This is a genomic window from Streptomyces hoynatensis, assembly GCF_003626535.1.
Lineage (GTDB): Bacteria > Actinomycetota > Actinomycetes > Streptomycetales > Streptomycetaceae > Streptomyces > Streptomyces hoynatensis.
Genome location: NZ_RBAL01000022.1, coordinates 96,088 through 102,809 on the forward strand (window position 1 = coordinate 96,088; position 6,722 = coordinate 102,809).

Annotated in this window: 7 protein-coding genes and 1 pseudogene; 5 read left to right on the plus strand and 3 right to left on the minus strand. The window is 75.4% G+C overall.

All coding sequences use genetic code 11. The features are described 5' to 3' along the window. The first annotated feature begins 22 nt into the window (after positions 1–22). Positions 23–1,054 carry a GlxA family transcriptional regulator gene (locus tag D7294_RS26990; RefSeq protein ID WP_120684333.1) on the plus strand — a complete coding sequence of 344 codons (1,032 nt, stop codon included), beginning with the start codon at positions 23–25 and terminating at the stop codon, positions 1,052–1,054. A gap of 22 nt (positions 1,055–1,076) precedes the next feature. Here the strand turns inward: D7294_RS26990 and D7294_RS26995 are convergent, their stop codons facing one another. Continuing rightward, positions 1,077–1,490 carry an organic hydroperoxide resistance protein gene (locus D7294_RS26995; RefSeq protein ID WP_120684336.1) on the minus strand — a complete coding sequence of 138 codons (414 nt, stop codon included), beginning with the start codon at positions 1,488–1,490 and terminating at the stop codon, positions 1,077–1,079. 109 nt (positions 1,491–1,599) lie between these two features. Between D7294_RS26995 and D7294_RS27000 the strand changes: the two genes are divergently transcribed. The 4 genes from D7294_RS27000 to D7294_RS27015 all read left to right on the plus strand — a co-directional run bounded on the left by D7294_RS27000 (position 1,600) and on the right by D7294_RS27015 (position 5,655). After that, on the plus strand, positions 1,600–2,103 hold the full coding sequence (locus D7294_RS27000; RefSeq protein WP_120684338.1) for a MarR family winged helix-turn-helix transcriptional regulator: 504 nt from the start codon (positions 1,600–1,602) through the stop codon (positions 2,101–2,103). A gap of 68 nt (positions 2,104–2,171) precedes the next feature. Next, on the plus strand, positions 2,172–3,659 hold the full coding sequence (locus tag D7294_RS27005; RefSeq protein ID WP_206619571.1) for an MFS transporter: 1,488 nt from the start codon (positions 2,172–2,174) through the stop codon (positions 3,657–3,659). Then, positions 3,656–4,462 carry an alpha/beta fold hydrolase gene (locus tag D7294_RS27010; protein ID WP_120684340.1) on the plus strand — a complete coding sequence of 269 codons (807 nt, stop codon included), beginning with the start codon at positions 3,656–3,658 and terminating at the stop codon, positions 4,460–4,462. The genes D7294_RS27005 and D7294_RS27010 overlap by 4 nt, the downstream gene beginning before the upstream one ends. Before the next feature lie 713 nt (positions 4,463–5,175). Continuing rightward, on the plus strand, positions 5,176–5,655 hold the full coding sequence (locus D7294_RS27015) for a hypothetical protein (RefSeq protein WP_120684342.1): 480 nt from the start codon (positions 5,176–5,178) through the stop codon (positions 5,653–5,655). Between the two features lie 69 nt (positions 5,656–5,724). Here D7294_RS27015 and D7294_RS27020 read toward each other — a convergent pair whose 3' ends face one another. Together D7294_RS27020 and D7294_RS27025 are read right to left on the minus strand one after the other, a co-directional pair. Continuing rightward, a complete protein-coding gene (locus D7294_RS27020) occupies positions 5,725–6,357 on the minus strand; it encodes a hypothetical protein (RefSeq protein WP_120684344.1) in 633 nt (210 codons plus the stop codon). 260 nt (positions 6,358–6,617) lie between these two features. Continuing rightward, positions 6,618–6,722 (minus strand): annotated as a pseudogene (locus D7294_RS27025) (IS5/IS1182 family transposase); the annotation flags it as partial.

A 6,722-nucleotide genomic window follows, 5' to 3' on the forward strand; every position in this document is an offset into this window, starting at 1 on the left:
CGACGTGCGATAAATTTCTGCCATGGGCCGCCCGCACGTCGTGGCGCTGGCCGTGACGGACGGCGCCCCCATCTTCGAACTCGCCGTTCCCTGCGAGGTGTTCGGCCTGGATCGCCGGGATCTGGCGGACCCGTGGTACAGCCTGCGGATGTGCGCGGCCGAGCCGGGCCCGGTGCGCGCCGCCCACGGCCTGGCCCTCCCGGTCACGCACGGCCCCGAGGGCCTGCTCGACGCCGACACGGTGCTGGTGGCGGCCTGCGACAGGATCGCGCAGCTGACGCCGCCGCCCGCGCTGGTGGACGCGGTCCGCGAGGCGCACCGCAGGGGGCGGCGCATCGCCTCCCTGTGCGGCGGGGTGTACGTGCTGGCGGCGGCGGGCCTGCTGGACGGGCGGCGGGCCACCACGCACTGGATGCACGCCGCCGACTTCGCGCGGCGCTTCCCCCGGGTGCAGGTGGACCCGGGGCCGCTGTACGTGGATCACGGCGACGTCCTCACCTCGGCGGGGACCGGCTCGGTGATCGACCTGTGCCTGCACCTGGTGCGCCGCGACCTGGGCACGGCCGTGGCCAACGAGGTGGCCCGCCGGATGGTGGTGCCCCCGCACCGCGAGGGGGACCAGACCCAGTACGCGAAGCCGCCGGCCGCGCGCGCGGAGCGGCCCGACAGCCTGGCCCCGGTGCTCGCCTGGGCCAGGGAGCGGCTGCATGAGCCGCTGACCGTGCGGCGGCTGGCCCGGGCGGCCCACCTGAGCGAGCGCACGTTCGCCCGGCGGTTCCGCGACACCCTCGGGGTCACGCCCCTCCAGTGGCTGCTGCGGGAGCGGGTCAGGCTGGCGCAGGAGCTGCTGGAGACGACGGACGAGCCGGTGGAGGCGATCGCCCGCCACTCCGGCTTCGGGACGGCGCCCAACCTCCGCCACCACTTCCGCCGCCTCACCAGCGTCTCGCCCACAACCTACCGGCGGGTCTTCCACCACCGGGCGGGCACGGCCGGCGCCCTGCGCGGCCGGGCCCCGGCGCCGGGGCCGATGGCGGGGCCGCCCGCGGCCTGACCGGCGGCGGGCCCGGCGGCGGTCACTCGACGACGAGGGTCACCGGGATGTTGCCGCGGGTGGCCTTGGAGTACGGGCAGACCTGGTGGGCCCGTTCGAGCAGCCGCCTGCCCTCCTCGTTCTCCAGGTGCCCTGGCAGCTCGGCCCGCAGGGTCACGGCGAGCGCGAAGCCGCCGGTGTCGTCCTTGCCGATGCCGACCTCGGCCGTGAGGGAGACGTCGGACACGTCCACCTTCTCCTCGCGCCCGACGGCGCCCAGCGCGCTGGAGAAGCAGGCCGCGTAGCCCGCCGCGAACAGCTGCTCCGGGTTGGTGCCCTTGCCGTCGCCGCCGAGCGCGACCGGGAACGCCAGCTGCACGTCCAGCAGCCCGTCGGAGCTGACGGCGCGCCCGTCGCGGCCGTTTGCGATCGCCACCGCCGTGTACAGCACGTCCATTGCTCTCCACCCTCCGCTCCGTCCGGCGGCGCCGGACTCTCGCCGGAAGCATGGCACACAATCAAGTTGTGCACAACTTAATGGCGGACCCTGCGACTACCCTTGAGTCATGAGCACGCCGCCGCCCCCGCCGACGCCCCCGATCCCGCCGACCCCGCCGCCCGGGGAGCCGGCGGAGTGGCTCCGCCTCGACCGGCAGGTCTGCTTCGCCCTGCACGCGGCCTCCCGCGCGTTCGACGCCGTCTACCGGCGCGCCCTGCGCGACCTCGGCCTCACCTACCCGCAGTACCTGGTGATGCTGGTGCTGTGGGAGGACGGCCCGCTGCCGGTCAAGCGGCTCGGCGAACGGCTCAGGCTCGACTCGGGCACCCTCTCCCCCCTGCTGAAGCGCCTGGAGGGGGCGGGCCTGGTGCGCAGGGAGCGCAGCGCGCGGGACGAGCGCTCCGTGCTCGTGCGGCCGACCGAGGCGGGCGCCGCCCTGCGCGAGCGCACGGCGCCGGTGCCCCGGCAGATCACCGAGGCAACGGGCCTCAGCCTCGCCGAGATCCACGACCTCGCCACCCGCCTCACCCGCCTGACGGCCTCCCTCGACGAGGCCGCCGCACGCCTCTGAGCCCCGGCGGCGGGGGCGGAAACCCGGGCTTGACTCTCACACCGATGTGAGACTTTAGCCTGCGGGCCATGAGTGACGAACCCCCGCGCTCCGGGCACCGTGGCGCCCTCGGGGCGCTGGCCGCCTGCCTCTTCGTGGTGGTCACGGCCGAGTACGTGGTCGTCGGGCTGCTGCCCCCGCTCTCCGCGGACCTTGGGGTGTCCGTGCCCACCGCCGGGCTCCTGGTCACCGGCTACGCGCTCGCGGTGACCCTCGGCGGCCCCCTGGTGACGGTGCTGACGCTGCGCGCCCCGCGCCGGGCCACGCTGCTCGGCCTGCTCGCCCTCTTCTCCTGCGGCAACCTGCTCGCCGCCACCGCGCCCGGCTTCGGCACGCTGCTCGCCGGCCGGGTGCTCACCGCCCTGACGCACGGCACCTTCTTCGCGATCTGCGTGGTCAGCGCGGCGGCCCTGGTCCCGGAGCACCGGCGGGGCAGGGCGGTGGCCGCCGTCTCCGCCGGGCTGAACCTGGCCACCGTCCTCGGCGCCCCGCTGGGCACCTGGCTCGGCGAGGCCCAGGGCTGGCGCAGCACCTTCTGGGCGCTGACCGCCACCGGGGCCCTCGCCCTGGCCGCCGTCGCCACCCTGGTCCCGGCCACGCCCGCACCCACCGCCGCGCCCACGCCCACCGCCACGCCCACGCCCACCGCCACGCCCACGCCCACCGCCGCGGACCGCGCCGCCCCGGGCCTCGCCGCGGAGGCCGCCGCGCTGCGCGACCCGCGGGTGCTGCGGCTGCTGGCCGTCACCCTGGTCACCGAGGCCGGGATCTTCGCCGTCTACACCTACATCGCGCCGCTCCTCGGCGAGACCACCGGCTACGGCGAGCGCGCGGTCACCGTGCTGCTCGTGGTCTTCGGCGCGGGCGGCGTGGCCGGGAACCTCCTCGGCGGGCGGCTGACCGACCGCGCGCCGGAACGCGCCCTGCGGTTCCTCATCGCCCTGCTCGCCGCGGGCCTGGCCGCCTTCGCCCTGGCCTGCCACCAGAAGACGGCCGCCGCGGTGGGCGTGTTCTGCCTCGGCCTGCTCGCCTTCGCGCTGGTGCCCGCCCTCCAGACCTCGGTGGTGCTGGCCGCGCGCCGGGCACCCACCCTCACCGTCTCCGCCTACACCTCCGTCTTCAACCTCGGCATCGCCTGCGGCTCCTGGCTCGGCGGCCTCCTCATCGCCGCCCCCGGACCGGCAGGCGGCCACGGGGCACTGCCCCTCGCGGGCGCCCTGCTCGCGCTGGCCGGCCTCGCCCTCACCCGCCTCCCCACGAACGGCCACCGCCGCACCCCGCCCGGCCCCGAACCCCCCACCACCCCAGGCGGGTTCCGCACCCGCTCCGACCAACTCCCCACCACAGTCCGCGACCTCCCCACCGGAGACCGCGAACTCCGCACCGGGGACCGCGACCTCCCCACCGGAGACCGCGAACTCCGCACCGGGGACCGCGAACTCCGCACCGGGGACCGCGAACTCCGCACCGGGGACCGCGAACTCCGCACCAGAGAACCCGAAAGGAAGACCCCATGAGCACCTCCCCCACCACCCCCGCGTTCCCCCCGCTCGACCGCCTAGTGCGCGGCCGGGGCCCGGGCCTGCTGCTCGCGCACGGCGCGACCGGCGGCATCCGGGAGAACTACGGGCCCCTGCTCGACGCCCTGGCCGAGCACCACCGCGTGGTGGGCCCCGACTACCCCGGCTCGGGCCGCACCCCGCGCGCCGGGGAACCCCTCCGGCTCGACCGGCTCGCCGACGCCCTGGTGGCGGCCGCGGACGCGGAGGGACTCGGCACCTTCGCGGTGCTCGGCTACTCCCTCGGCGGCGCGCTCGCCGTACGCATCGCCGCCAGGCACCCGGAGCGGGTGACCGCCCTGGTCCTGACCGCGAGCTTCGCCACCCCCTCGCCGCGGATGCTGCTGCTGCTCGACGAGATGATCGACCACCTCACCTCGCCGGACCGGGCCGCCGCCGCGAGGTGGTCCCTGCTCGCCGGGGCGGGCGCGCCGTTCCTCGACGGCCTGCCGAAGGAGCGGCTCGGCGAGCTGCTCGCCGCCTTCACGGGCCCGGCCAATCCGGGCCTGGCCGACCAGGCCGACCTGGTGCGCAGGACCGACGTCGCCGCCGACCTGCCCGGCATCCGGGTGCCCACCCTGGTGATCTCGACCCTGCACGACCACCTGGCCACCCCGCACCACCACCGGCAGCTCGCGGAGGGCATACCGGGCGCGGAGTGGGCCGAACTCCCCAGCGGGCACCTGCCGTTCATCGAGGCGCCCGCCGAGTGGCTGGAGCTGATCACGAAGTTTCTCGACCGGGCTTCCGCCCCCGCCTGATCCGCGCGCCGGAGCGTTCACACCCCCTCCGACCAGCGCACGGGGCCGCCGCGCACGCCTCCCCACGGCGCGGCGGCCCCGTTCCCGCACCTCATCGCCCTCTGGTCCCCGCACCGATAACCCGTCAACATCTACGCGGGAAGAGGTGATCGCTATCGGTCTCGTGGCACGGACCGTCCATCGGTACACATGTGACAATCCGGCATGCACCTGGCAATCGGCGCTTACCGGAGACCCGGAGCAGGCCCGCCGGCAGTACGTCTGGCACGTCCGGCAGCACCACGGCGGCGAAGAAGGAAATCCGTGTAGTCGCTGCTCCGGCAGCGGGTACACGGGGACGCCAGGTCACGGAGCCGGCGAGCGGCCAAAGCCATCGGAACTGGGGAGAAGGAACACACCGGTATGACCAACCAACGGATCGCACAGGCAGGAAAGGCCGCGTTGAAGCAGTGCCCTGACTGCGGCGCCACATGCCCGGACGACCGCGTGCAGTGCCTGTCTTGTGGACACAAATTCTGATCGTTCTCTGATCGCTTCCTACTGTTCTCGCGTGCCCAGGGGCTCCCCGGGCCGAACGGGAAAGGGCGGGCGGGACCAGGCGGAGTCCGCGCCCGGCCGCCCCTCCCGCTCCCGGGCCCGGGAGCCGCGGCCCCTCGCCGCGTCACCGGACCGGCGCCTTCAGCACGGGGCGCGCCGGGACGACCCCTCCAGGTGTGAGCCCGCCCCAGGAACGCCCCCGCCCCGCGCACTTCCACGCCTACCGCTGGCAGGGCGAGCGCCGCGTCTTCGACCAGGAGGCCGACCGCCGCCCCCATCCCTTCTCCGCGGCCCCCGGTCAGCCCGGCGCCGAGCCCTCGCCCGGCTTCCTCGCCAACCCCTGCACCCCGCTGCGGATCGCGGACTGGCTGCTGCGCCCGGCGAGCGCGATCGCCCGCACCTGCCGCGACCCGGAGGAGGCCGCCGCCTGGTTCACGGCCGAGCTGACCCACGCGGCCCCGGCCTTCGCGGCGGAACGCGACCGGGAGCTGGCCCCCCTCCTCGCGGCCCGCGCCGCCGAACGCCTCGCCCGCGGCGGGGACGTGCACGGCGGCTGGTACCTGCGCGGCACGGGCTACCTGACGCTCGACGTCATCGCCTGCTCCCCCCACCCCGCCGACCCCTCCCTCCCCTGCCCCCTGCACCCGCCACACTGACCGCCCACACAGGCGAGGCGCCCCGCGCCAGGGAGCCGGGACGCGGGTGGCGCGGGTGAGGCGGCCCCTTCAGGGCGCCGGAACGCGGGTGGCGCGGGTGAGTTCGACGATCAGCTGGTTGGCGAGGAACCACCGGGCCGCGGCCTGCCGGCCATAGGGGAGGCAGGCGTCCGGGCCAGGGGTCAGCTCGCGGTCGAAGGGCCCGCCGAACACCCCCCACACCCGCGGCTTGCGCACCCGCACGAACGCGGGCTCCCCCAGGTGCGGGCAGTGCTGCACCGCGAGGTGCGCGCAGGGCTCACACACCGGCGGCTTCATGCACAGCAACCCCTCGGGCCACCCCGCCGCCTCCTCCCCCGGCTCCGGCCGCCGCAACGCGAACAGCCACCCCTTCCCGTTCCGGTCGGCCGGCCCACCGCAGACCTGACAGCGCCGCTCCCCCATGCACTGCCGCTGCCGGGCCGGGTGCATCACCCGGAAGTCGGGCCGCCCGCTGCCGGGCGCCTCCCCCACCCGGGCCCACAGCACCCCGTGCCGGTCCCGGTCCCCGGCCCGCTCCTCCCGGTAGGCCAGCCCCTCCCCGCCGGGCCGCAGGGTCAACGCCCCACCGGCGGTGACGTCTTCACCACTCCACTTGACGACGTACGGCACGGGCAGCGCCTTCGGCCCCCATGTCATCGCCCCGGACACGGCGTTGCTCACGATGTCGTCCCGTCTCCCAGGTGCTTGCGGATTTCCTCGGTCAACTCGGCCAGGCGTGCGCGTAGTTCTTCGAGTTCCTGTGCGGTCGGCCGCGGTTCCGAGGTATCGGACCGCGGCTGCGGGGGCGTGCTCATGGGACCTCACCTGCGTGATTCGCGGCGGTTCTCTGCGTCGGTCGCCGGGGCAGGCCCCACCGCACGGTGAGTGCCCACGCTGTCACGCCTGGCGACCGGTGCCCCTAAAGGTTGTCTCGTAAGGGGTCAGCCGTGGGCGAGGTTGTGCATGTGGGCGACGCCGATGGCCGCCCAGTAGACACCGTTGCCACGGCGGCGGCAGTCACGGAGGATCTTCCAGGTCTTCATCCG